This window comes from Staphylococcus sp. HMSC072E01 (assembly GCF_001814125.1).
Classification (GTDB): Bacteria; Bacillota; Bacilli; order Staphylococcales; family Staphylococcaceae; genus Staphylococcus; species Staphylococcus hominis.
Window position 1 is genome coordinate 84,265 of sequence record NZ_KV814959.1, and the last position, 24,333, is coordinate 108,597.

The following is a 24,333-nucleotide window of genomic DNA, read 5'->3' on the forward strand; positions in this document are numbered from 1 at the left end:
CTCGCCACAAAAATTAAATCCACTTTTAATTCATTTTTTAGGATATCTAAAATTAATGTATTTTTTAAATAACATCGCTACTATGTTGCTCATCAATACTTTAATCCTAATTTGTTATTTCCATATTATAGGGGAATTAAACATCAAATTAATCATTTAATTTATTTTTTTACGTATTCCAATGCCAGTAAATCCATAAATAATTGCTAATATAGCACATAAATAACATGGTATTGCCCAAATAAAGAATTGATCAACTGAAACTCCTAATTGTTGCGCATAGTAAATACCTGATGTTCCCCAAGGAATTAATGGTAGGACCATAGTACTGGAATCTTCTAATGTACGAGATAAATTACTTCTATCTAAATTCATATCTTCAAACATGTCTTTCATAAGTACCCCAACCATAATAATAACAATTGACGCCACACCAGCAGCAAATACCAACATTAGAGACGATAGAACAGTAATAAGAACGAGGGTACCAACAGATTTAACACCTTTTGCAACAGTTTGTAACATTACATCTAAACAACCAGATTTCTCTACAATACCTGCAAATGCATAACCACAAAAAATGGTCACAATGATTTGTGTCATACTCATCATTCCACCTTGTTCAATCAATGTTTTTGCATTTTCGGTGACATGAGAATGACCAGTCATAGATGATGTAAAGCCATCAAACGTTGCTTTAAAACCATCTACAAATTTAAATCCATTATTAAACTTACCTATAAAAATAGCACTCAACGCTGAAACAAGCATAGATGGAACAGTTGAAATTTTTAGTATTAAACAAATGATAATCACAATTAAGGGAATCCATACGAAAAAATTAATATTATAAATACTAGCTAGTTCATTTAAAAGTACTTTTATTTGCTTTGTATTTACATTACCTTGGGAGTTTAATCCAGCAAAAAACCATACGATAAATCCAATGATTGATGCTGGAATGGTTGTCCACATCATTGCTCTAATATGAGAAAAAATGTTTACTTTTGTTACGAGTGCAGCAAGATTGGTTGTATCTGATAAAGGTGACATTTTATCTCCAAATACTGCACCTGCAATAATTGCACCTGCTGCCATCCCTTGATTTATACCAAGTTGACTCCCAATAGATATTAAGGCAATCCCAGCTGTAGATGCAGATCCCCAAGCTGTCCCGGTTGCTAAACTACATATAGCCGAAATGATAAATGCTGAAATTAGAAAATAACTAGGATTCAAAAACTTAAGCCCATAGTAGATTAATGCAGGTACAGTGCCTGCGTACATCCAGCTACCTACAATGATACCTACAGCCAAAATAATGAAAATAGCAGGCATAGCTGTTGTCAATCGATGTGTAATTCCTTCTTCTAAGTCTTTCCATTTTAAACCGACACGCATAGCAATAAAAGCAGCGTAGGTTGAAGCGATAAGTAACAATACTTGAATAGGGATATTGAATTTAACAAATCCAATTGTAACAACTATTACCATGACAATAATTGTAGATATTGCTTCTAGAAATGTGGGTTTTCTTTTCATATATCTGCTCCTTTTTCTTTTTTCTTAAGACCTCTTTTCCATACCAAACATTATACTTATTTTAATCCTAATTTATCTAAACCAAGTTCTTCTACTGTTAATCCTTCATTAAAGAAATCACGTTCGAGAATAGTAGAGGCAATGGTAATTATCGCATCAATATTCGGTGTATCTACACCAATTTCACGTCCTAAACTTGACCATAATACAAGTCCATATGCGATATCTTCAGTAAGATAACGATTTTCTACAGAGTTCGGTCCTGGAATTTGTGAAAATACAGGACTTGTATTAAATAAACGATTTAGCGGTTCATCCTCGTCTTTACGTTCTAAATAACCTCGTTGAATACGCGCTTCTTTAGCAGTTAATAATTCAAATCCTAATTTACGCCCTAAAGTTAGACGTTCTAATTCTACAGCATGTAAAAGTCGCACTGTATGTTTTGTGATACCTTCTTTATATAATGCAAATGTATCTGCATAATCTATACGACCTACATTTAATAGTGTAGGAGCTGGATGAACTTCAGGATTTCCATTTTCTAGATTCGTTTTCCACAAACTTTCTTCTTTTACTAATTGTGGATACAATTGGCTCACTTTATCAAAACATTCATTTAACTCTCTCTTATTGTATGTTGAGAAAAAGACTTTTCTTACATTAAGAGATAAATCCACTCGAGCCTCTTCAAAATCTACACGTGTTCCGTAAGTAAGGGTATTAGCTTCTGCATATTTAGGTTGAATATTAATATGTCGTTCTTCTAATACATTCATAAATCGAATTGATCCCATAGCTGCTGCGATATTAAAGAAAATAATTTGTTCTTCCGTTATATAATGAGACATCACTTTCGCATAATATTCAATGTAAGATGAAGGAATTACTACTTGTATCACTTCTGCATCTTTTAACACATATTGAATATCATCACTAATATTTGTAAAAGGTACAAACGTTTCATGGCCTTCATTATTAAAATCAAATCCACCTTTTTCTAACGCTCTATCAAATTTGTGAATTGATGAATTTCGACAATATAATTTGACTTCATGCCCTTGATTGACCATATCTACTGCAGCTGTAACCGCACCATTTCCTGAACCTACTATTGCAATTTTCATAGTTATCATTCCTCATTTCTTTATTTAGAATTTTTAATAGTCATCTAAAAAATTATTATCAATAAATAAAGATGCAGATATAAATACTGCATCTTCAAAATAGTATTATTTTATTCTATAGCCTAATTTAAATTTTTACAAACACTATTAGTAGTATGATATCAAATAAATCTCCATAAATGTAACCGCTTATCCTTTATGTATATATCTTTATATAAAATAAGTTTATTACAAGGTGCTGTAATATAAATTCTATTAATATTCTCAAAAAATTAGAAAATGTATAGCAAACATGCAGTTTGCAAGAAATATTTCATTAAGAAATATTAAACAGATTTTTATTACATAGTTGTGCAAGAATTTTGAATTTCATTTACGGTAAAGTAACAATGCCCTACTACATGTTTTCATCTGATAAAGTATGACTTATCGTTAACAGCGACAAGTTAATGTTAAAACATATTCAACATATCGCTAAAATTATCCTATTGTTGAATAGTATTTGGGAGGACTTTATTTATGAAAAAATGAATTACATTATCAACACTGACAGCAGGAAGTTTAGGACATGTGGCTTATGTAGAAAGTGTAAATAGTGATGGATCAATTACAATTTCAGAAATGAATTATACAAGTGTACATACGTGACTGATACACGTACAATTTCAGCAAGCGAAGTACGTTCTTATAATTATATTCATTTATCATAAATATCTAAGATTAATATAACTTGAATATAAATATATTACCGTTTAATATTACCGTTTAATATCACCTTTAAGATTATATTTTCATTAATTTAAAAGTGAGAAAATGAATTCATAATGAATTCTTTCTCACTTTTTTATTTTCTAAAATTGCATAACTCATAATTGTTTGAGAAAATGTTTTTACTTATCAAAAATACTATAAGGAGTAATGGATGTAATGCAATGGTTAAAGGTCATTTTATCTGGATTGATAGAAGTTGTTTGGGTTACGTGTTTAAATTACGCTCATAATACGTTTACTTGGCTTATCACTTTATTATTTATTGCTTTAAGTTTTTATTTAATGCTTTCTGCTACAAAACAACTTCCAGTAGGTACTGTTTATGCTGTTTTTGTTGGTATAGGCGCTGCAGGAACAGTCATCGTTGATATGTTATTTATTAATCACGTTATTTCACTTATGAAATTATTATTTATTATTTTATTAATTATAGGTATTATCGGATTAAAGCTTTCTACTGATGACCAATCTGAAGGAGGTCTATAAAATGGCGTGGTTATACCTTTTAGTTGCAGGATGCTTTGAGATTTTAGGTGTTGTCTTCTTAAATGAACTGAATCGTACGCATAAAAAAATATATATTCTACTAGGTGCGCTTACTTTTATATTTAGTTTTAGTACTTTAAAACTATCTATGCACACGATTTCGATGGGAACTGCCTATGCAATATGGACAGGAATCGGGACTGCTGGAGGTACCATTGTAGGTATGATTTTCTATAATGAATCAAAAAAATTTATTCGCATATTTTGTATTGCTTTAATCTTAATATCGGTAATTGCTTTAAAAATAATACAGTAACTTTATTCATATAAATTCTTTGTGTCCCTATCTTTCTTCCATTATACTTAATTTGAAAGAATACAAAGGAGTGAGATGGATGGAAAAAGTATATATAGCTGGTAAAATTCCAGAAGCTGGTTTAAATCTACTTAAAGAACATTTTGAAGTAAACATGTATGAAGGTGAAGGTATCATCGATAAAGAAACATTAAAAAAAGGTGTCAAAGATGCTTCTGCTTTAATTAGCATTTTATCCACTAATGTAGACAAAGAAGTGATTGACAGTGGTAAAAATCTTAAAATTATTGCCAATTATGGTGCTGGATTTAATAATGTAGATGTAGATTATGCACGTGAAAAAAATATTGATGTTACAAATACACCAAAGGCATCTACTGCTGCAACTGCTGAATTAACATTCGGCTTAGTATTAGCAATTGCTCGTCGTATCGTTGAAGGTGACAAACTTTCTCGTACAAAAGGATTTGATGGTTGGGCGCCATTATTCTTTAGAGGCCGTGAAGTCTCAGGCAAAACACTTGGTATTATCGGATTTGGAGAAATTGGTAGTGCAGTAGCTAAACGTGCAAAAGGATTTGATATGGATATCCTTTATACAGGACCTCACCAAAAAAAGGAAAAAGAACGTGAAATTGGTGCTAAATACGTTGATTTAGATACATTATTAGAACACTCTGATTTTATTACAATCAACGCTGCTTACAATCCAGATATACATCATATGATTGATTCAGAACAATTTAAAAAAATGAAATCTACTGCTTATTTAGTCAATGCAGGACGTGGACCAATCGTTAATGAACAGGCACTTGTTGATGCATTGAAACATAAAGATATTGAAGGTGCAGCTCTCGATGTGTATGAATTCGAGCCAGATATTACTGAGGGGTTGAAATCTTTAGATAACGTAGTCATTACGCCACACATCGGTAATGCTACATTTGAAGCTCGTGAAATGATGTCTAAAATTGTAGCTAATGATACAATTAAAAAATTGAATGGTGAAGAACCGCAATTTGTTGTTAATAAAAAATAAGATTAAATAAAATAAGGAGTTATCATAGAATCCATAGTGAATTCTATGATAACTCCTTATTTATCTTTTGTCTTATATAAAAATTTAGTTTGACCACTAAAAAATCGTTTTGGCATATGTTTCATGATAGAATTGCGCAATGCAACAACTAGTTTATTATCTTTTTGAGCGATATTTCCGATTTTTCGAGAGCGTTTTATTACTTTTTTATTATGTCTTACACGTAATTTATTATATCGCTGTAATGCTTTTTCTAAGTCATAAGAAGCGATACAATTAGCTAAAACGATAGCATCTTCCATTGCTTGTCCTGCGCCCTGCCCCATGTTTGGCGTCATTGCATGGGCAGCATCGCCTAGTAAGACTGTACGACGATGTACAAATGAAGTTAAAGGTTTTAAATCATATAAATCGTTTTTAATAATACCTGTTTCACTTTGTTTATCTAACAATGCTCTCACTTGATTAGGATAATGATTAAAATAAGCCTGCAAATGTGGTTTTTCAAATGATACATATTTAGCATCTTTTTCATTTGCATTAATTGTAATAAACCAATAAGCTTGATTATTAATTAGAGGCACAATGCCCACGCGTCCACGTCTTCCCCAATATTCATCTGCTGTATATTGATTCATTATGTCCGCTTCATCTACCATTCCTCTAAAGCACGTATAACCTTGATAAATCACTTTAGAATCTGGGAATAATGCTTTTCTAACAACTGAATGAATACCATCTGCTCCAATACATAAGTCAAACGTCTGACTTGCATGTTTTGAGAAATGAAGCATTGGCAGTTCAGATTGAACATCCACTTTAGTCACTTCATAATCTGTAAATACAGTATTAGGTTTTACATATGAATATATTAACTCTATTAATGATTGACGAGATAACGTCACATTTAATGTTCCCTCTTTCAACTTAGCAGATGTAAGCAAATCACCTTTATCGCTATAAATATTTAATGATTTTAAATTTTGTCCTGCATTTTTGATACCTTTAGCTAAATCATGATTACCAAGTTTTTTTAAAACGTTATCACCGATACCAATACCTGCACCTACTTCTTTAATATCAGTCTTTCTCTCAAAGACTTTGACATCATGCCCTTGTTCTTGTAAAAGGGCTGCAACCGTTAAACCTCCGATACCAGCACCTATCACTGCAACTTTCATTCTATTACACCTCAATATCTCTATTTATTAGATATATAGTAATTCCTACGTATCTTATCTTTTTTTATACCCAAACGTTCATAATCTTTTTTCATATTATCTGCAATTTTATCTGCCCACTCAATATCGCTCGCATATTGATGAGCTCCTGGATTTTTAGGATTCCATCTCATTTGATAAAGCGTAATTTGTTCGTTTTCAAAATATTGATGACGAATAAAAGCTGCACCGCCCATAATTGCTTTACTGGGTGTTGTCCATTTATGCTCTTTAGCATAACTATGGCCCGTAGCAATGGCATCTTGATCAAATGCACCAATTCCAAAAAAATTATAGTATTTATGATTATTCTCTTTAATACCATTAGCTAGTTCGGATTGACCATTTGCTGTTTCTATTATTGCATGATTCATTAAATATATAATATTCACTTGATACTTATCTTGGGCCTTTAAAAATGTTTGAGCCTGATCTGTTAAAACACCTTTATTTTTAAGTATATGTTTTACCTCATCTTCATTCATTGGAACCGTTTTAGATAAATCCATATATTTTAAATCATTATCTTTTTTAGAAATACTCATTGCTCTTTTCACTTCATTATTATTCGCTAGAACAAACTGATTATTTTTATCAATGGTATTTAATTGGTTTGATTGGGTTTGCTTTTGAAAGGCCTTTTGAAAACTGTATCTTCGATCATTACGTAGTATATCCTTATGATTGATACAAAGTAATACAATCAATATGATGAGAACAAACATAAAAAGTATAATAGATAAACGTAAATGATTACTATTTCTATATTTCATAAATTGAAATTCCTCTAATTGTCTTATTTAGATAACATACTGTATGCAACTATAATAGCAATAACAACGATGGCAAACGAAATATTAATAATAATTTTCATGCCCGTACGATCTCGAAATAATACATTAAAAATAACAAGACTAATTGCCAATGAAACGGCAAACATTGCTATCGCTAACATTAATTTCATCATAATTAAAAATATAATTCCTAATACAACAAAAATATTAGAAATAATAGTCATTATTTTAATAATATTTGGATGAATAAGTCCTCTCTCCTTACACTTTAATTTATACACTCTACTTTATCATAATAGATGTATACTATGTTTTACAAATTCATTTCTAAAAAAACTCCTTAACATAAGTCATCTCATTCTTATATTAAGGAGTCATATATATTCAATTTATTTTCTAGACATACCTTTAAGTAAATTTAGCATGTACGTTAAGCTACGATTCATATCATCATCTTTTAATACACTCATTAAGCTTCGTATCGTCGTTTTGGCATTTGGACTTGCTTGATTAGCTACGTGTAAGCCACTATTAAGTTTATTTAAAAATTGATTTAGTTCTTTAACTTCTAAATTTCCAAGCATAAATACCATTGGAGCTAAATTTGTAATGAGTCCAGTATACATCTCTTTATTTAATTCTGTAGCGAATTTATTTATAATAACTTGACGACCTTTAATACCACCGTTAACAGCATCTAAGAGTTTTGCATCATCTAAATTTTTAATAATACGAATAGCTTTTAAAATACTATCCTTATTTTCAACAATTGCATCTGTAACTTCATTCAAACTTTCCAATTTAAGTTGTTCTTTTGATTTTTCAAGACGATTAATTTTAGTTATTCTTTCAGCCATATTAATCCACCACGTTTCCCGGGAAAATATAATCCTTACGTTTCCATTTTTTCTGAACTTGGACACTATATTGCGGATGACGATGTTTATCTACACGGAAATTCGTTGGATTTAAAGGCGACTTACCTTTTCTAGTTATAACCTCTAAACGACAATGTGTACGTTTATAAGATGGCGTGTGTGTAGCATAATCCACGTCACTATTAGTTAATTTATTTATAGCGCCTATATCGCCATTACTCATAGCATCATTATTTAAAGGAATATATATTTCTTTTCCTTTAACTCTATCAGTAATTGTAGCAACTAAAGTAGTTTCTCCTGTATCAGAAATAAGTTTTACTTCTGCACCCTCATGGATATCGCGATCTTTTGCTAATTCAGGTGAAATTTCTACAAATGCATGAGGCATTTTATATTTAATCATTTCTGTTTGATATGTCATATTTCCTTCATGGAAATGTTCTAGTACGCGACCATTATTCACATGTAAATCATATACTTCATCTTCTTTAAAGAAATTATCAAATGTTAATTTAAATAATTTTGCACGTTTATTATCGAAATTAAAGCCATCAAGATATAATGTAGGTTGATCTATACCATCTGGTGCTACAGGCCATTGTAAACTGTTAAAACCTTCTAATCTTTCATAGCTGACACCTGAATAAGAAGGTGTTAAGCGTGCAATTTCGTCCATAATTTCTGAAGGATGACTATAATTCCAATCAAAGCCCATTCTTTTAGCAATCAATTGGAAAATTACCCAGTCAGGTTTTGAGTCACCTAAAGGTGATAATGCTTGATTAATACGTTGAATTCTACGCTCTGTATTTGTATATGTGCCATCTTTTTCTAACGAAGGACTAGCTGGTAACACAACATCCGCATACGTTGCTGTAAATGTTAAAAATTCATCTTGAACTACCAAAAATTCAACTTTTTCTAATGCAGATTGTACATAGTTAATATTTGAATCTACAATTCCTGTATCTTCACCATACAAATATAGTGAATGAATTTGTCCTTCATGAATACCATCCATCATTTGATGATTATCACGACCAGGCGTTGGATTCAATGTGACACCATACTCTTTCTCAAATTTCGCTCTAATTTCATCATTGTGTATCATTTGATAACCTGGAAATTGATCTGGCATACTTCCCATATCACTTGCACCTTGAACATTATTGTGGCCGCGTAATGGATAAGCTCCTGTGCCAGGTCTTCTATAGTTACCTGTTACAAGAAGAAGATTTGAAATTGCTGTACTTGTATCACTACCAATATCTTGTTGTGTGACACCCATTGCCCAACAAATAGCTACAGATTCTGCTTTTGCGCATTCTTCCGCGAAACTAATTAACCGCGCTTTTGAAATTCCTGTAACCTCTTCAGTAAATTCTAATGAAAATGGAGTTAACGACTCATAGTATTCATCAAAATTGTCAACCCACTTTTTAATGAATTCGATATCATGTAAATGATGATCGATAATATATTTTGTCACAGCACTCAACCATACTAAGTCTGTACCAGGTTTAGGTTGATAAAATTCATCTGCACGTTCAGCCATTTCATGTTTACGAATATCAAAGACATGCATTCTTTGTCCAAACAATTTCTGTGCACGTTTAATTCTTGAAGCAATAACTGGATGTGCTTCTGCTGTATTTGTACCAATAAGTACCGTCATAGCTGCTTTTTCCAAGTCATCAATAGAACCTGAGTCCCCGCCATGTCCTACCGTTCTAAATAATCCTTTTGTAGCAGGTGCTTGACAATACCTCGAACAATTATCAATATTATTTGAACCAAATACTTGGCGAGAAAGTTTTTGCATTAAATATGACTCTTCGTTTGTACCTTTTGAAGAGGCGATAAATGCTAGATGATCGCCACCATATTTATTTTTAATGCGCTTAAAGTTCTCTTCTATAACATCAAGGGCTTCTTCCCATTCAACCTCATGAAATTCACCATTTTTACGTACTAAAGGTTTAGTTAAACGTTGATCCGAATTAATGTGTCCCCATGAGAATTTACCTTTTACACAAGTAGAGATTTTATTTGCTGGAGAGTCGTGTGATGGTTGAACTTTTAAGATTTCTCTATCTTTTGTCCATACATCAAATGAACATCCTACACCACAATATGTACATACTGTTTTAGTTTTGTTAATTCTTTCTTTGCGCATCTCTGCCTCAGAATCCGACACAGCAAATAACAATCCATCTCCTGGTTCAGCTTTTTTAGTTAAATCAATCATAGATGCTAATGAACCCGGTTCTGTATCAGTTAAATATCCTGCATTACCCTCCATATTGACTTCCATCATTGCATTACATGGACATACTGTCGCACATTGACCACATGATACACAAGACGATTCATTTATTGGAACATCATTATCCCAAATCACACGTGGGTGCTCACGATCCCAGTCTATAGAAAGTGTTTCGTTAACTTCCACATCTTGACATGCTTCTACACATCTGCCACATAGGATACATTGGTCTGGGTCATAACGATAGAAAGGACCATAATCTTTTTCATAAGGTTTTGTTTTATATTCATATGATTGTTCTTGTAATCCCCATGCATCCATGGCATTGTGAATCTCACAATCACCGTTATTATAATCACATACCGTACAATACAGCATATGCTTTTCTAAAATTCTATCTAATGCTTCTTTTTGGCTAGCTTTCACTCGTTTATTTTGAGTATTGACTGACATCGGACGGTCAACTACTGTACTACACGCTCGTTCAACTTTACCATCAATTTCAACCACGCAAGTATCACAGGTTTGAATTGGACCCATGGATTCGTTATAGCAAATTGAAGGTACGAAAGTATCACGAGATTTAATAAATTCCAGTAAATTTGTTCCAGGTTCTACAAGGTAATCCACATCATCTAGGGTTAAAACTAAATGTTCTTGCATTGCTTTCCCCACCTTATATTTATATTCCATACACAACTAATTTCATTAAGATTCTGTATTGTTTCCCCATATTCAATACAGAATTAATATTATTGTATAACTAAAATCATATCATGTTAAGGCTTTCAATCATATCTATTGATCTTTTTTTATTCTTTTAAATAAAGAATATGCTCTTAAATTTTTATCTCTTTAAATAAAAAATCCGAGACATATAAATGAGTCTCAGATTTTTTAATTTCTATATAAATCTTTTATTTTTTCAAATTATTATTTAATACCTCTGTCATTTGTACTTTTGAACTTTCATTAGGAATAAAATACCATAATCCATCATTTTGAATACTACCTGTACCTTCTAGCTGATGACGATTAACTGTATCATTAGCCTCTTTATAATGACTTCTAATTTCATTTAAGTCACCTAATGTTAAATCGGTTGTGACGTTCTTTTGAATTTGAGTAATTAATGATGGCAAATGTGTAATCGCTGAAGAACTCACCATTTTATTTGCCATAGCTTGTAAAACTAGTTGTTGACGTTCTTGACGTCCAAAATCGCCACCTGCACCAGTTTCTTTACGACTTCTAATAAATGCCATGGCTGTATCTCCATCAACATGAGTAGATTGCCCTTTAGTAAATGTTGTACCTTGAACTGTAAATGTATCATTACTTACTATGTTAACACCGCCTACCGAATCAATCATGTCGTGTAATCCATCCATATCAATAGTAGCATAGTGATCTATTGGCACATTCATTAGTTTTTCTAATGATTTAACTGCCATGGTAGGACCCCCATAAGCATAAGCATGATTAATTTTTTCAGTTGTACCTCTTCCTACGATTTCCGCTTGAGTATCACGTGGAATACTTACAAGCTCAGTCGTTTTTTTCTTTGGATTCACTGATAAAACCATTATTGTATCACTACGTTCACCATCATTTGTGCTTTTACGTTGTACATTAGAGTCAACACCAAATAAGGCAATTGTAAATGGATCTCCATTTCTTAAATTAACATTATGAGAACGCAATTCAGATTGTTGACGATGAAGTGGGTTATGAATTTTATTACCTGTTATCAATATCGTCGCTGCGATAATGGCTACAGCAACGATAGCTAACACAACAAGTATACTAATAACCCATTTCATTATTTTACTAGAGGAATGTTTTTTCTTATCAGGACGTTGCATCTTCCTCCTCCTATTCTATTTATATTAAAATATATCTCCATTATTATATATTAAATGATTTAATTTACTATACAACTTTAGTAGGAAATATATCAAATAACTAAGAATAGAAGTATTAGTGTTCATCATTAATAATAGCTAATATCTCCTCGTAGCACCCTTTATTACTAATAATAAAGGGACCACCTTTAGCGAAATCAAGATGTTGCCCATCCATTTGCGTCATCACTAATCCTAATTCTTTAGCGAATAAAAACTGTGCTGCGATATCCCAAGGTTTAGGATTGGTATTAAAATGTGCTCCAAATTGTCCTTTAATTACTCGCACTGAATCTAATCCGCAAGCTCCTATATATCTCACACTAAAAGACGATTGATACAAAGCTTTACTTAAATTTTCACTCACATATTCTGAACCAAATGAAACAATAGTATCTTTAAGCGATAATACTTCTGGAGACTCAAGTTTGACATTATTCATGAAGGCGCCCTTACCTTCAATTGCTTTATATATAATTTTATGAGCGTAGTCATAAATATAAGATAATTTAGGTTGTCCATTTTCAAAGTAAGCTAAAATAATACAATAATCTTCTTGTTGTTTCACTAAATTGGCTGTTCCATCAATAGGGTCCATAATCCAAAGGTGCCCCTGATAGGGTTCAATACCCTCATTATTTTTTTCTTCAGCTAATAACTGGTGTGTAGGAAAATACTTTTCAAGATAGGCTTCGAAATCATTTTGTATTTGTTTATCTACATTTGTAACTAAATCGAATCGATTTTCTTTTGTTTCTGTAACCATGTTTTTAATTAAATTAGGAATAATATCATCTAAATGCTGGAACCAATTCGTAATATGCTTATCTATAAATTGAAGTTGTTGATTTTGCATGATGTCACCTCAACGTTTTTATTCATCTTATCATACAACATATTATTTTTTTAAAATAAAAAATCGGCTAGTCATTTGCTAGCCGACAAAATAGAAAGGAAAGTAAGTAATAAATATTGAAGATGTTTCGATGTAACCCGAACGACTCACCCTGAGCTATCTGTTATATAGCTCCTACCCCTTTGTTTGAAATCGTTCTACCCTGTTACAAATATTATAATAGCATAATTACCTAAAAATTGTAAGCGTTTTCCAAAAGAAAAATAGTTTATTATTACACTTTCAATCAACTTATTATTAGAAATGTCTTGAATACCAGTCTTATGTTATAATTAATGTAATATGTAATGTTCATAGGTGGTGAGTATATTGAATAAAATGGAAAGACAAAATCAAATTATTTCATTCATTCAACAAGGACATAAAATCAATGCGTCTGATTTAGCAAAACAATTTAATGTCTCTACCCGTACAATTACTAGAGATATTGATGACTTAGAATCTAAAGGGGTTCATATATACGCTCATAAAGGAAGACGCGGTGGATATGAAATTCAAAATACTGATCATTATTTTCAACTTAAATTAAATGAATCCGAACTTATTGCACTATTTTTAACTTTGCAAGAAAGTCAATCTTACTCTACATTACCTTACACTCAAGACATTCATTCAATTATGAACCAATGTTTAAAAACACCTAATACACAAATGCTAAAAATACTGAAACATATCTCCAATAATATTAAACTAGAAGATACACATTCTCTAACATTACCACATCTATTTTCAGATATTTTAATTTATAGTAACGAAAGACATGTTATGCTTGTTGACTTTTTAGAAAATAATGAAATTACTGCAGAAAATGTGATATTCATCGGTTTACTATGCCGTAACGGTCAATGGTTTGCTATTGTTTATGAAATTGGATTCGGTAGAACTCGTGAATTATCAATATTAAATATTGTTGATATTTCTTATTCATTTGAAAAAAAGATTCAAACATACGATATTACTATTCATAACTATAAGGAATTTCTACAGCCTAAAAACAGTGAATAATGAATAAAGTGAGTATTGAAGAAATTTCCATATATTCTCACTTTCATTCTTAAATACTAAATGCTTACACACCATATATCCTTAACATTCTCTTTTAAAGGATGAGTGTACCATGCATTATAAAACCTTAATATACGATCAACACATTTTAATTCAATTATTAATTTTACTAGAAAAAGCTAAATATTATTATTTTATGGACATAGCACATTTATCTTTGGGAATTAAAGATTACAATAATTTTATTACTCATTGCCGTGCTCATTTTAAACATAATCAAATAAATAGTATTTCATCTCATTGTTCTGATTCACAAATGTATTGTTTCGAGCAATACAATGAATTGGTGACTCACTTAAAACAAATCCCTCTTCAAAATTTTAAAAATGGAAATTTAATCGTTGATTTGCAAGAACGTCAAAATCATATTTATAAAGTTTATAATCAGATTAATAATTATCAATAACCTTATTTTTTTGATAAGTTTAGTAGGTGAATTGTCATTGTAATTGATAGTATGTATAATAATGCTTGATTAATATTAAGTAAAAATGCATACTGTTTTTTAATTCTCGAAATAATGTCATATTGATGGGAGAATATCATATTATTTCGGTAATCCTGTTACGTAAACCTTTACTTAACTTAATCACTTTACAGTTATTTATCGATATTTGTGGGAATTTAGATGTAATATATGATGTATTCACATGCCTAGATAGAGATGTTTTCATTTTCATCTATCTATTTATGATGAAAGAAAAACTTTTAATAAATTAGGTGATTGGATGACAAATATTTTAAGTAGGATAGATGAAGTCTACGCTTCGTCTTCTAAAAGTGAACAGAAACTTTCACGTTTCATATTAAATTCTCCACACAAATTAGTTTCAATGTCTAATGAAGCAATTGCAGATGAGCTTAATATTAGTATATCTACTATGAATCGTTATAGTCAAAAATTAATTAATCAAAATTTTAAAGCTATACGCGATGAAATTAAGCAATGGTTTCCTAAGCAAGTTACACCGTATAATATCAAGTTAGTAGAAAATGAATCAGTAGAAAGTTTAAAACAAAAATTATATTTTCAAACTAAAACGTCGTTAAAACAAAGTAATCATTTTATAGATCATCAAACTATTGACGCTATTTGTGAAACATTTAAACAGGCACATACCATTTTTTTATATGGTTATGGGAGTTCATATGTGTGTGCGCTTGAATTTTATCAGAAATTATCCCGTATTGGTCTCAATATTCAATTAGTTCAAGATACACATTTACTTACTACAATGTTGTCTACACATAATAAAAATGACTGTGTCGTTTTTATTACAAATAGTGGTGAACAGAGCGAACTACAAGCAATGGTAAAAGTCGTTAAAGATTTTAATCTTTCAATGATTACTATTACAAGTTCTAACAATAATTCAATTGCAAAAGATTCTGATTTAGTTTTAACGTATAATGAAGATTATAAAAACGAACTGTGTATGAGTGCGACGACTGCATTATTTGCACAATTATATACGATTGATATTATCTTTTACCGCTTTATAGCACGTAATTATCACGATTCTTTAGACTATATAACACAGTCAAAGATTTCATTAGATAATTATCACAAATATTTATCAAAAATTGAATTTAAACATTAGTAAAAAAGGAGTGGGATAGAACTCATTGTTCCACTTCATTCCTAACTTACGTTGGTCGTCGACTTTCTTTTTGAATGGCTTTATGTTAGGGTCTCGGTCTACAATTGAAAAACTTGATATTAGTCTATGTTTAACTTAGGGATTTACTATCCAAACGTTAAAAAATCTGAGACGTTTATGCATGTCTCAGATTTTTTAATATATAGTTTTATCGTTATTTTACTCTTTTTTATAGCATCATTTTTGTGGTGACCGCGAATAAAGTAATACACTGTAACCCCTGCTAAGACAATAATACCTATAACTACTGAAATAACTGTGTCTTTATTAAATAACATACCAATTAAAACAATGAGTAAAAAGACAATTGTCATAACACTAGAAATTGAGCCTCCTGGCATCTTAAATGGATGATTTTCAACCTGTTCTGGATGTAATTTTCTAAAACGAATATGACTGATTAAAATCATAAACCATGGAATCATACCTGGTAAAATAGATGCACTATAAACATACACGAAAATACTATCAGCGCCTTTTATAAATAAAGGTAAAATAACATTTAATAATGCTCCGATTAAAATACCAATTGCAATAGTTAATACAGGATAAAATGGCACACCATTTTTCATTACACGTGTAAAGATTTTAGGCATTTGCCCTTTTTGAGCAAGTGTATATATCATACGACTTGCACTAAAAATACCAGAGTTACATCCTGATAATGCAGCAGTTAATACAACAAAATTGATTAAACCTGCAGCAAATGTAATACCAATTTTAGAGAATGTAGCTACAAAAGGACTACCAATACTTTCTAATTGATTCCAAGGGTATATTGAAACGATAACAAAAATAGCACCTATATAAAAAATTAATATACGCCATATAACACCATTTACAGCACTTTTAATATTCTCTTGAGGATTCTTTGTTTCACCTGCAGTAATACCAATTAGCTCAACTCCTTGATAAGAACCAATAACGATTGAAAGTGCAAAGAAGAAACCAACTAATCCATTTGGCATAAATCCACCATGTCTCCATAAGTTAGAAATACCGAGAGGGTGTCCTCCATTACCAATTCCAAAAAAAATCAATCCTAATCCAGCAATAATCATTAATATGATTGTTACCACTTTTATCATTGCAAACCAAAACTCAAATTCTCCAAACGCCTTAACTGAAGCTAAGTTTGCTATTAATAATACTACTACTGCAATCACGCCTGGTATCCATTGTGGTAAATGAGGGAACCAATAATTCATATATTCACCTACGGCAATGACTTCACTCATCCCAACGACAATCCATTGGAATATATTACTCCACGCTGTCATATAGCCAGCAGCTGGATGTATGTATTCACTAGCAAATGTTGCAAATGAACCTGTTGTTGGATTTAAATAAATCATTTCCCCCATTGCTCTCATTATTAAAAATAAGAATATTCCTGCGATTAAATACGCAAAAATAACTGACGGTCCAGTCCATTTAATTGTACTTGTTGCCCCCATAAATAAACCTACACCGATTGTCCCACCAAGCGCAATCATTCTAATTTGACGTGCACTCAGTCCCCTATGTAATTCATTATTATCCATAAAAATACCCCATCTCTATTTGGACTAAGGTGCGATACTTTTAAACTTTAGAAAATATTTATTACGTTTTCTTAGTCGACATATCCTTTACCTTATTGAAGTTATTATACTATAATTTTCAGAAAATAAAATATATTTTTTAAATCCTTATGAAAGCGTTTTCCTTAATTTAATTAAAATATTTTTACTTTTTACAAAAATGAATACTTTAATATTTGTATTATTGAGTTATTTTTAGTTGAGAATCATATTACTAAATTAATATATTTAATTGATACTTTAGCAGTATGCTATACTGCTTATATAGACTTAAAGGAGTTTAACCTTATGCAGCATTTATTAAAAAAGGATATAAAAATATCTATTATTTTTGCTATTGTGTTCTTTTTACTGAACTTTTTTAGTGAACAACAGCACATGGTAAGTTCGCTTATACTACGAACGCTTTTAGCAACTTTAGCATTTTTCTTACTATACTTAATTGTATTTTCAATCTTTAATTCTGATCAACGTAAAATAAAATTTAGTATTACTTTATCTATCGCTGTTATAATCTTTTTAATTATAGGAATCGTATTATCTTCTCCAAAGTTCGGTGTTTTAACAGGAATCTGTGTAGGTATTATTGCAGGATTTATATGGGAATGGATTGAAAAAAGAAAAGGAGAATAAATATATATGTCAGTCACTATCGGTATAATATTAATTATTGTTTTATTATTTTTAAGTCTCATACCAAATTATAATGCAATGAAACAAGCTAAATCTCAAGGATCTAAAAGTACTAGATTTACCGTAATGGTAGGTATTGATGCGATTTTAATTGTTTTATTAGTCTTTACAATTATTCTAAAAATAATTATTTAATAAAAAAGGAACCTTAGAAAAAGGTTCCTTTTTTACTGTTATATTGGTCGATCACTTTATAATTTGCCTTGTAACAAAAAGAAATACGCTATAAAAGCAAGTATAAGATATATCATTGATCCTAACATGAATGAACGTATACGAACTCTAAAAGGAATACGTTTATTAAATATTGGACCTAAAACAAGATTTCCTATTCCGATAATAATGGGTCCAGCTAAAAAGAAGATAATTAATTGCCACGACATTTCATTCACACATGTCCCTTTTCAAAAAAACGATTTATAATTTCTTCGTTATTTAAATCTTTACCAATATATGGAATAGTTGAGAAATCTTGTGTTTGAGTCATATAATTTGTATTTACTATAACATCTAATCCAGCGCGAAAAGCAGCTGTAGCACCATTTACAGAGTCTTCAATAGCTAAACAATGCGTTGGAGAATAATTAAGCTGCTGAACCGCAGTCAAATAAAGTTCTGGCTCTGGTTTTACATATTCTACACTTTCTCTTCCAACAATAATATTTATATATTCATCTAAACCTAAACTCTTAAATACTGGAAAAATATCCTTTTTATAACTACTTGTCGCAATTGCCATAGGAATATGACGTTGCTTTAAGTATTTCATCAATTGTTTAATCGTAGGATTAATTTCTAATTGATTGCTTGTTTGATGATGTTCTTTATAAATAGTTTCTTTATTATCATTTCCAATCGTCTGTTCCAAATATTCGTGTAAATCCTTTGCTTCTCCACCAATATTTTCACGGTAAAAATCGAGTGTAATTGGTGTTGCATTATGACTAATTAGATGCTTATTAATAATATTAAATAAGTGTTGTTCAGTATCGACAATTGTACCATCAAAATCGAATACTATTGCTTTATACATGATATTTCTCCTTTAAACTTAATATTATAGGTAAGTTTAACATATTACATTAACGTTTAGACCAATATTTGACAAGAATAGGTACAGAAATATTATGAACAAAACTGAATACGGCTCCTGGCACTGCTGCTAGTGGATTAAAATGTACAGTTGCCAAAGACACAGCTAAACCTGAATTTTGCATTCCAACTTCAATAGAAACCGCCTTTTTGTCTCTTCTATCAAGTTTGAATACATGTGCTAAAACATAACCTAATAAATAGCCCACTGCATTATGTAAAATGACTACAATAAAAATAAGTAATCCAGTTTTAAGAATTTGTGATTTACTCCCTCCAACAACTGCCGCTAAAATCAATGAAATCGCTACTACAGAAATAATTGGTAAAATTTTAGTAGCTTCTCGAGTTACTTTTTTGGAAGCAAGTTGTAGAATGAATCCTATGATTATTGGTAATAAAACAACTTGAATGACCGACCATAGCATACTTAAAAATGATACATGTAACCACTCATGAGCAAACAAATAAATTAAAGCAGGTGTTACAAATGGTGCTAATAAAGTAGATACACTTGTAATCGCTACAGATAACGCAACATTAGCATTAGCTAGATAACTCATGACATTACTTGATGTTCCGCCAGGACAACATCCAACTAAAATCACTCCAATTGCTAACTCAGCTGGTAAATGAAATATTTTCGCAATAGTATAGGCCAAGATAGGCATAATAGTGAATTGTAAGATCACTCCGATAATAACAGACCTCGGCTCTTTAAAAACCAATTTAAAATCACTAGGTTTAATTGTCATTCCCATGCCTAACATCACAATTCCTAATAGCCATGGGACGAATTGACCAATCGTCGCTAGTTGAATTGGAAATATAAAACCTATAATAGCAGCAATAAACATCCACAATAAAAATGTCTTAGTTGCAAATTCACTTACTTTACTTAACATGACGTCACCCTCTTATTTTAAATAATGAAATAAGAGTATCACAGGAGAAAAAGTAAAACAATAAATTTTCAGAATATTTAAAAAATATGTATATTTTTATTTTTTCTTTTTTAAATAGAGTTACGACTGTATTACAAAAATATTAAATTAAAATTCATTCAAAAGTCGTAGTGATAATCATAATAAAGAGTGATACAATCAGACTGTATATAGGAACGACGTGTTTTATTTTAAGAATGATAATGACATGAATACTACATATTATTAAGAATTGGGAGGTTCTTGCATGTGGATAGATAAATTTGAAACTTACATTCTAAATATTGTAGGTTTGCAATCAAGATCGACTAAAAGACAATTAATGAAAATTTGCAGAAATGTTCAATTTTGCGAATCATTTCAATACAACATTATTAAATATAACAATACTCCAGCCCTTGAAATTAGCTTACCTAAACAACAATTACCCTATTTCATTAGTTTTTTAAGTTTTTACCAAATTTCTATTTACCAAATTCTCTCTTCTAGAAATACACACATCTTATTGGATTCTGGACAACATTATTCTTCTTCTAAACGCTTTAATTTATGTATAGATGGATTACAAGATGCTTTTATTAAAGATAAAGTTATTGATATAATGACATATTTCTCTAATCAATATGATTTAACTTATACATTAAACAATAATTATGCTAGCGTATGTTGTAAACCAGAAATATTCTCGAAACTCATTCAGTTTATTGCTTGTCGAAATATTGATATTTTATCAGCCACATATAAAACTCGCGCATTACATAATGCACGTATTTCTTAGAGTAGTTAAAGGGTCGAAACATTTTGTTTCGACCCTTTTGGTATCTTATTTTTTATCATTTTCATCAAACACTAAGTGTTCAAATGCTTCTCGTACTTGTGGTACGGTCATTCCTACAACTACTTGTACATTCTTACCACTTTTTACAAGTCCATGTGCCATTTGTTGATGTGTAAAATATGCAGTATCTTCTACTTTTGATTCGTCATTAACAGTTAAGCGTAAACGTGTTGTACAATTTGTCACATCTTTAATATTTTCTTTTCCACCTAAACCTTCTAAATAATAATATGCTTTTTCTTCATATTCATTACTAGGCTTAAAACCTGAAGTGTCTGTACTATCTTCTCCTTTTTTCTCTTTATAATCTTTTTTAGAAAATAGTTTCACTTCTTCTTCAGCACGACGTCCTGGTAATGGAATATCAAATTTTAAAATAAGATATCTAAATACAAAGAAGTAAATTGCTGAAAAAATTAAACCAATAATAACTTGAGCTACATAAGTCATCCAGTGATTTTGTCCAAGTGGAATCCAGTTTGTTGCAATAAAGTCAAGCAGTCCTCCACCCATATTACCAACTACCCCAAAACCATACATGATTGTATCCATTGTTGCAGCTAATAATGCATGAATAACAAATAAGAATGGTGCAATAAATAAAAATGTAAATTCTAATGGTTCTGTAATACCAACTACAACAGCAGTTAATGTAGCAGGTATCAATAATGCAGCTACTTTTTTACGATTTTCTTTAGGTGTTGTAGAATACATTGCTAAAGCAATACCAATTGCGCCAAATACTTTACCATTACCTTGAAGCATGAAACCATAATGGAATTGATCTTTTAATGGTTTGCTACTTTCGGCAAATTGATTTAAATGTCTAAACCATTCTGCTTTTAAACCATCTTTTGCTACAACTGGACCTACTTCAATTGGTGCATAAACAAAATGGTGAAGTCCAGTAGGTATTAATACACGTTCTAAGAAATGGTATAACCATACGCCTATATAACCAGAAGCAATAATGAAGTGTTGTAATGATTCAATTCCGCTTTGAATCGTTGGCCACACTACACATGTAATGGCTGCTACTGGTAACATAACAAAGAATGAAATAGTGACTACAAATGTTAAACCTTGGAAAACACCAAGCATTTCAGGTAATTTCTTACTGTAATATCTATTATGTATCCAAGTTACAATAGCTGAAATAATGATACCACCTAAAATATTAGTATCTAATGTTGGAATACCTGCAATTGCTTTTAAACCTGTAACATTTTCAACACCCTTTTGTAAGTTTGCACCAAACGTATGTGGCCATTGCGTTAAAATGGCATTGATAAATGTATTAAACATTAAGTAACCCATTAAAGCTGCTAATGCTGCGTGACCTGGTGCTTTTTTAGCAAGTGAAATAGGTAACCCTACTACAAATACAATTTCCATGTGATTAAAGATAACCCAACCACCAGATTCAATGACTGACCAAAATTTAAACCAAAATGTGTGACTGTCTGCCAAACCACCCATTATCGTTGGGTTTTTAAATAGTGTTGCAAACCCCAATATAATCCCGAAGAATGCAAACATTAATACTGGAACTATCATTGCGCTCCCAAAACGTTTTATTGCGTTCATATGTTGACCCCCAAATCTAAATATCATAGTTATTCATATAATATTGCACTTTTTTAAGCGCTTTCTTAATGTCTTAACCCTATTATAGTAAACGCTTTCACATATACAATGGCATTGACTCATTTTGAAATATTTTTGTATAATCAGTTTATGTTTTCTATAGATGAAAAAATTTTCAATACTATAACTTGAGGTGTTTATATGTTATTAGATGAGAGAGTTAATGCTAACTTTGATAAATTAAATGATAATGATCTTCATATAGCTCATTTTGTTAATACACATATAGAACAATGTAAAACTTTAAAAATACAAGAACTATCGCAACATACACATGCATCAAACGCAACGATTCATCGTTTCACCCGTAAATTAGGCTTTGATGGCTATAGTGATTTTAAATCTTATTTAAAATTTGAAAGTCAATCTTTACATGAAGTTCCTACCGATTCAATCAAACAATTTAAACAAGAAATTGAAACAACATTTACTTACCTAGAAAGGGTAAATTTTAACCTTATTACTGAAAAAATTGATAAAGCTACCAATGTATACTTATATGGTACTGGACGAGCTCAGAAAAATGTAGCTGAAGAGGCACAACGTATCTTATTAACTATGCATAAAAATGTAATTGTATTGCATGATGAACATGAGATTAAAATGGTACTTAACTACTCTAATGAAGATGACTTATTTTTTGTGATTTCTTTATCTGGAGAAACTCACCAATTAACTGAGATTACTAATTTACTTCAATTGCGCCAACGTTATTTTATTTCTGTTACAACCATGAAAGACAATACATTAGCACAAAAGGCAAATTATAATGTTTACGTTTCTAGTCATACATTTTATTTATACAATGATATAGATTATTCTAGCTTTATTAATTATCATATCTTCTTTGAAACGCTACTAAGAAAATATAATGAGCGAAAAGAAAACGGTGAATTACAATAAATAAAAAGACCTATTAAGTAATAATTTACTTTTACTCAATAGGTCTTTTCATTTTAATTAAAGTAACATATCATTGTCCTCTACATATTGATCTAAAACTTCATTCATTCGATCAAACATTAATTCTAAACCATGTGCAGTAGAATCATGATATTCTTTCTTTTTATGTTTATATTCTAAAGCCGTTAAACGACGTTCTTTTTCTACTATAGATTGATAGTAAAAGAACATTTGCGTACCGCCTGATTCACGCTCTTCAAATTCTACTTCAATAACATCTTGACTATCGCTTAATTCTGGCATTCCAATAGTCATTTTGATATATTCATCGGATACTAATTCTTCATATTTACCTTGAATTACATTTTGTTTACCATTACGAGCATCTACTATACGATATTGTTCACCTTCATGAATATCTGCATCAAATAACTTATTTGTTCGTTGGGAGGTCATAAACCATTGCTTTAATAAGTTTATATCTGTCCAAGCACTATAAACCAATTCTGGAGAATATTTAAATAAACGCTCAATATGAATCTCAACTTGTTCATTTTCTACATTATATTTTGCCACTCATCTCACCTACTTTCACTCTTAGTTATATTTTAACGCATTTATAAATACTACCAAAATTTCAACTAT

Annotated in this window: 25 protein-coding genes and 1 pseudogene; 11 read left to right on the forward strand and 15 right to left on the reverse strand. The window is 30.7% G+C overall.

What is annotated here, in order from left to right; genetic code table 11:
* Positions 1–156: 156 nt before the first annotated feature.
* Positions 157–1,542 (reverse strand): Na+/H+ antiporter NhaC, encoded by a 1,386-nt coding sequence (gene nhaC, locus HMPREF2953_RS01320; protein ID WP_049334587.1) that lies wholly within the window; start codon positions 1,540–1,542, stop codon positions 157–159.
* Between the two features lie 56 nt (positions 1,543–1,598).
* Positions 1,599–2,669 (reverse strand): NAD/NADP-dependent octopine/nopaline dehydrogenase family protein, encoded by a 1,071-nt coding sequence (locus tag HMPREF2953_RS01325; RefSeq protein WP_069723748.1) that lies wholly within the window; start codon positions 2,667–2,669, stop codon positions 1,599–1,601.
* 555 nt (positions 2,670–3,224) lie between these two features.
* On the opposite strand from HMPREF2953_RS01325, the pseudogene HMPREF2953_RS11585 reads away from it, so the two are divergent.
* The 4 genes and pseudogenes from HMPREF2953_RS11585 to HMPREF2953_RS01340 all read left to right on the forward strand — a co-directional run.
* Positions 3,225–3,379: pseudogene (locus HMPREF2953_RS11585) on the forward strand (CHAP domain-containing protein); the annotation flags it as partial.
* A 217-nt stretch (positions 3,380–3,596) separates the two neighbouring features.
* Positions 3,597–3,926, forward strand: a complete 330-nt coding sequence (locus HMPREF2953_RS01330; protein WP_048681895.1) for a DMT family transporter — start codon at positions 3,597–3,599, stop codon at positions 3,924–3,926.
* Between the two features lies 1 nt (position 3,927).
* Positions 3,928–4,242, forward strand: a complete 315-nt coding sequence (locus HMPREF2953_RS01335; protein WP_049334591.1) for a DMT family transporter — start codon at positions 3,928–3,930, stop codon at positions 4,240–4,242.
* 79 nt (positions 4,243–4,321) lie between these two features.
* Complete coding sequence (locus HMPREF2953_RS01340) at positions 4,322–5,281, forward strand: 2-hydroxyacid dehydrogenase family protein (protein ID WP_070671399.1); 960 nt, start codon at positions 4,322–4,324, stop codon at positions 5,279–5,281.
* Between the two features lie 56 nt (positions 5,282–5,337).
* On the opposite strand, the gene HMPREF2953_RS01345 is transcribed toward HMPREF2953_RS01340, so the two are convergent.
* The 7 genes from HMPREF2953_RS01345 to HMPREF2953_RS01375 all read right to left on the reverse strand — a co-directional run bounded on the left by HMPREF2953_RS01345 (position 5,338) and on the right by HMPREF2953_RS01375 (position 13,202).
* Entirely contained in the window at positions 5,338–6,462 is a 1,125-nt protein-coding gene (locus HMPREF2953_RS01345) for an FAD-dependent monooxygenase (RefSeq protein ID WP_070671400.1), read from the reverse strand.
* A 20-nt stretch (positions 6,463–6,482) separates the two neighbouring features.
* Positions 6,483–7,274, reverse strand: coding sequence for an N-acetylglucosaminidase (locus tag HMPREF2953_RS01350; RefSeq protein ID WP_070671404.1), 792 nt, complete (start codon positions 7,272–7,274; stop codon positions 6,483–6,485).
* Positions 7,275–7,297: 23 nt separating this feature from the next.
* Positions 7,298–7,519, reverse strand: a complete 222-nt coding sequence (locus tag HMPREF2953_RS01355) for a hypothetical protein (RefSeq protein ID WP_049334595.1) — start codon at positions 7,517–7,519, stop codon at positions 7,298–7,300.
* A 165-nt stretch (positions 7,520–7,684) separates the two neighbouring features.
* Positions 7,685–8,152, reverse strand: a complete 468-nt coding sequence (locus HMPREF2953_RS01360; RefSeq protein ID WP_049334596.1) for a helical membrane plugin domain-containing protein — start codon at positions 8,150–8,152, stop codon at positions 7,685–7,687.
* A gap of 1 nt (position 8,153) precedes the next feature.
* Positions 8,154–11,105: a formate dehydrogenase subunit alpha gene (fdhF, locus tag HMPREF2953_RS01365; protein WP_049334597.1), complete on the reverse strand. Its 2,952-nt coding sequence runs from the start codon at positions 11,103–11,105 to the stop codon at positions 8,154–8,156.
* A 254-nt stretch (positions 11,106–11,359) separates the two neighbouring features.
* On the reverse strand, positions 11,360–12,307 hold the full coding sequence (locus HMPREF2953_RS01370; RefSeq protein ID WP_070671407.1) for an LCP family protein: 948 nt from the start codon (positions 12,305–12,307) through the stop codon (positions 11,360–11,362).
* A 115-nt stretch (positions 12,308–12,422) separates the two neighbouring features.
* The gene (locus HMPREF2953_RS01375) at positions 12,423–13,202 is read right to left on the reverse strand and encodes an inositol monophosphatase family protein (RefSeq protein WP_049334599.1); all 780 of its coding nucleotides are present in this window, start codon (positions 13,200–13,202) and stop codon (positions 12,423–12,425) included.
* Between the two features lie 369 nt (positions 13,203–13,571).
* Here HMPREF2953_RS01375 and HMPREF2953_RS01380 point away from each other — a divergent pair, with 369 nt between their 5' ends.
* From HMPREF2953_RS01380 to HMPREF2953_RS01390, 3 genes are all read left to right on the forward strand, one after another.
* Positions 13,572–14,267 (forward strand): helix-turn-helix transcriptional regulator, encoded by a 696-nt coding sequence (locus tag HMPREF2953_RS01380; RefSeq protein ID WP_070671408.1) that lies wholly within the window; start codon positions 13,572–13,574, stop codon positions 14,265–14,267.
* Between the two features lie 112 nt (positions 14,268–14,379).
* On the forward strand, positions 14,380–14,733 hold the full coding sequence (locus HMPREF2953_RS01385) for a hypothetical protein (RefSeq protein ID WP_049334601.1): 354 nt from the start codon (positions 14,380–14,382) through the stop codon (positions 14,731–14,733).
* A gap of 322 nt (positions 14,734–15,055) precedes the next feature.
* On the forward strand, positions 15,056–15,928 hold the full coding sequence (locus HMPREF2953_RS01390) for a MurR/RpiR family transcriptional regulator (protein ID WP_002454983.1): 873 nt from the start codon (positions 15,056–15,058) through the stop codon (positions 15,926–15,928).
* Between the two features lie 146 nt (positions 15,929–16,074).
* On the opposite strand, the gene HMPREF2953_RS01395 is transcribed toward HMPREF2953_RS01390, so the two are convergent.
* Positions 16,075–17,532, reverse strand: a complete 1,458-nt coding sequence (locus tag HMPREF2953_RS01395; protein ID WP_070671410.1) for an amino acid permease — start codon at positions 17,530–17,532, stop codon at positions 16,075–16,077.
* A gap of 327 nt (positions 17,533–17,859) precedes the next feature.
* On the opposite strand from HMPREF2953_RS01395, the gene HMPREF2953_RS01400 reads away from it, so the two are divergent.
* Complete coding sequence (locus tag HMPREF2953_RS01400; RefSeq protein WP_049334604.1) at positions 17,860–18,204, forward strand: hypothetical protein; 345 nt, start codon at positions 17,860–17,862, stop codon at positions 18,202–18,204.
* 6 nt (positions 18,205–18,210) lie between these two features.
* Positions 18,211–18,399 carry a hypothetical protein gene (locus HMPREF2953_RS01405; protein ID WP_002448560.1) on the forward strand — a complete coding sequence of 63 codons (189 nt, stop codon included), beginning with the start codon at positions 18,211–18,213 and terminating at the stop codon, positions 18,397–18,399.
* A gap of 56 nt (positions 18,400–18,455) precedes the next feature.
* Here the strand turns inward: HMPREF2953_RS01405 and HMPREF2953_RS01410 are convergent, their stop codons facing one another.
* From HMPREF2953_RS01410 to HMPREF2953_RS01420, 3 genes are read right to left on the reverse strand one after another with little or no spacing between them, the layout of a single operon-like run.
* A complete protein-coding gene (locus HMPREF2953_RS01410) occupies positions 18,456–18,647 on the reverse strand; it encodes a hypothetical protein (RefSeq protein ID WP_002454981.1) in 192 nt (63 codons plus the stop codon).
* Positions 18,648–18,652: 5 nt separating this feature from the next.
* The gene (locus HMPREF2953_RS01415) at positions 18,653–19,297 is read right to left on the reverse strand and encodes an HAD-IA family hydrolase (protein WP_002448575.1); all 645 of its coding nucleotides are present in this window, start codon (positions 19,295–19,297) and stop codon (positions 18,653–18,655) included.
* A gap of 49 nt (positions 19,298–19,346) precedes the next feature.
* Positions 19,347–20,261 carry a bile acid:sodium symporter family protein gene (locus tag HMPREF2953_RS01420; protein ID WP_070671412.1) on the reverse strand — a complete coding sequence of 305 codons (915 nt, stop codon included), beginning with the start codon at positions 20,259–20,261 and terminating at the stop codon, positions 19,347–19,349.
* 286 nt (positions 20,262–20,547) lie between these two features.
* Between HMPREF2953_RS01420 and HMPREF2953_RS01425 the strand changes: the two genes are divergently transcribed.
* A complete protein-coding gene (locus tag HMPREF2953_RS01425) occupies positions 20,548–21,078 on the forward strand; it encodes a hypothetical protein (RefSeq protein ID WP_002454979.1) in 531 nt (176 codons plus the stop codon).
* A 45-nt stretch (positions 21,079–21,123) separates the two neighbouring features.
* On the opposite strand, the gene HMPREF2953_RS01430 is transcribed toward HMPREF2953_RS01425, so the two are convergent.
* Positions 21,124–22,725, reverse strand: a complete 1,602-nt coding sequence (locus HMPREF2953_RS01430; protein WP_049334606.1) for an alpha-glucoside-specific PTS transporter subunit IIBC — start codon at positions 22,723–22,725, stop codon at positions 21,124–21,126.
* Between the two features lie 201 nt (positions 22,726–22,926).
* On the opposite strand from HMPREF2953_RS01430, the gene HMPREF2953_RS01435 reads away from it, so the two are divergent.
* Positions 22,927–23,688: a MurR/RpiR family transcriptional regulator gene (locus tag HMPREF2953_RS01435; protein ID WP_049334607.1), complete on the forward strand. Its 762-nt coding sequence runs from the start codon at positions 22,927–22,929 to the stop codon at positions 23,686–23,688.
* Between the two features lie 57 nt (positions 23,689–23,745).
* Here the strand turns inward: HMPREF2953_RS01435 and HMPREF2953_RS01440 are convergent, their stop codons facing one another.
* Positions 23,746–24,264 carry an SRPBCC family protein gene (locus HMPREF2953_RS01440; RefSeq protein ID WP_070671414.1) on the reverse strand — a complete coding sequence of 173 codons (519 nt, stop codon included), beginning with the start codon at positions 24,262–24,264 and terminating at the stop codon, positions 23,746–23,748.
* Positions 24,265–24,333: the final 69 nt, after the last annotated feature.

What these genes read in the sequence shown, in the direction of transcription:
- nhaC (WP_049334587.1), bottom strand. Translation starts at nt 1,542, where the DNA reads ATGAAAAGAAAACCCACATTTCTAGAAGCAATATCTACAATTATTGTC.
- HMPREF2953_RS01325 (WP_069723748.1), bottom strand. Translation starts at nt 2,669, where the DNA reads ATGAAAATTGCAATAGTAGGTTCAGGAAATGGTGCGGTTACAGCTGCA.
- HMPREF2953_RS01330 (WP_048681895.1), top strand. Translation starts at nt 3,597, where the DNA reads ATGCAATGGTTAAAGGTCATTTTATCTGGATTGATAGAAGTTGTTTGG.
- HMPREF2953_RS01335 (WP_049334591.1), top strand. Translation starts at nt 3,928, where the DNA reads ATGGCGTGGTTATACCTTTTAGTTGCAGGATGCTTTGAGATTTTAGGT.
- HMPREF2953_RS01340 (WP_070671399.1), top strand. Translation starts at nt 4,322, where the DNA reads ATGGAAAAAGTATATATAGCTGGTAAAATTCCAGAAGCTGGTTTAAAT.
- HMPREF2953_RS01345 (WP_070671400.1), bottom strand. Translation starts at nt 6,462, where the DNA reads ATGAAAGTTGCAGTGATAGGTGCTGGTATCGGAGGTTTAACGGTTGCA.
- HMPREF2953_RS01350 (WP_070671404.1), bottom strand. Translation starts at nt 7,274, where the DNA reads ATGAAATATAGAAATAGTAATCATTTACGTTTATCTATTATACTTTTT.
- HMPREF2953_RS01355 (WP_049334595.1), bottom strand. Translation starts at nt 7,519, where the DNA reads ATGACTATTATTTCTAATATTTTTGTTGTATTAGGAATTATATTTTTA.
- HMPREF2953_RS01360 (WP_049334596.1), bottom strand. Translation starts at nt 8,152, where the DNA reads ATGGCTGAAAGAATAACTAAAATTAATCGTCTTGAAAAATCAAAAGAA.
- fdhF (WP_049334597.1), bottom strand. Translation starts at nt 11,105, where the DNA reads ATGCAAGAACATTTAGTTTTAACCCTAGATGATGTGGATTACCTTGTA.
- HMPREF2953_RS01370 (WP_070671407.1), bottom strand. Translation starts at nt 12,307, where the DNA reads ATGCAACGTCCTGATAAGAAAAAACATTCCTCTAGTAAAATAATGAAA.
- HMPREF2953_RS01375 (WP_049334599.1), bottom strand. Translation starts at nt 13,202, where the DNA reads ATGCAAAATCAACAACTTCAATTTATAGATAAGCATATTACGAATTGG.
- HMPREF2953_RS01385 (WP_049334601.1), top strand. Translation starts at nt 14,380, where the DNA reads ATGCATTATAAAACCTTAATATACGATCAACACATTTTAATTCAATTA.
- HMPREF2953_RS01390 (WP_002454983.1), top strand. Translation starts at nt 15,056, where the DNA reads ATGACAAATATTTTAAGTAGGATAGATGAAGTCTACGCTTCGTCTTCT.
- HMPREF2953_RS01395 (WP_070671410.1), bottom strand. Translation starts at nt 17,532, where the DNA reads ATGGATAATAATGAATTACATAGGGGACTGAGTGCACGTCAAATTAGA.
- HMPREF2953_RS01400 (WP_049334604.1), top strand. Translation starts at nt 17,860, where the DNA reads ATGCAGCATTTATTAAAAAAGGATATAAAAATATCTATTATTTTTGCT.
- HMPREF2953_RS01405 (WP_002448560.1), top strand. Translation starts at nt 18,211, where the DNA reads ATGTCAGTCACTATCGGTATAATATTAATTATTGTTTTATTATTTTTA.
- HMPREF2953_RS01410 (WP_002454981.1), bottom strand. Translation starts at nt 18,647, where the DNA reads ATGTCGTGGCAATTAATTATCTTCTTTTTAGCTGGACCCATTATTATC.
- HMPREF2953_RS01415 (WP_002448575.1), bottom strand. Translation starts at nt 19,297, where the DNA reads ATGTATAAAGCAATAGTATTCGATTTTGATGGTACAATTGTCGATACT.
- HMPREF2953_RS01420 (WP_070671412.1), bottom strand. Translation starts at nt 20,261, where the DNA reads ATGTTAAGTAAAGTAAGTGAATTTGCAACTAAGACATTTTTATTGTGG.
- HMPREF2953_RS01425 (WP_002454979.1), top strand. Translation starts at nt 20,548, where the DNA reads ATGTGGATAGATAAATTTGAAACTTACATTCTAAATATTGTAGGTTTG.
- HMPREF2953_RS01430 (WP_049334606.1), bottom strand. Translation starts at nt 22,725, where the DNA reads ATGAACGCAATAAAACGTTTTGGGAGCGCAATGATAGTTCCAGTATTA.
- HMPREF2953_RS01435 (WP_049334607.1), top strand. Translation starts at nt 22,927, where the DNA reads ATGTTATTAGATGAGAGAGTTAATGCTAACTTTGATAAATTAAATGAT.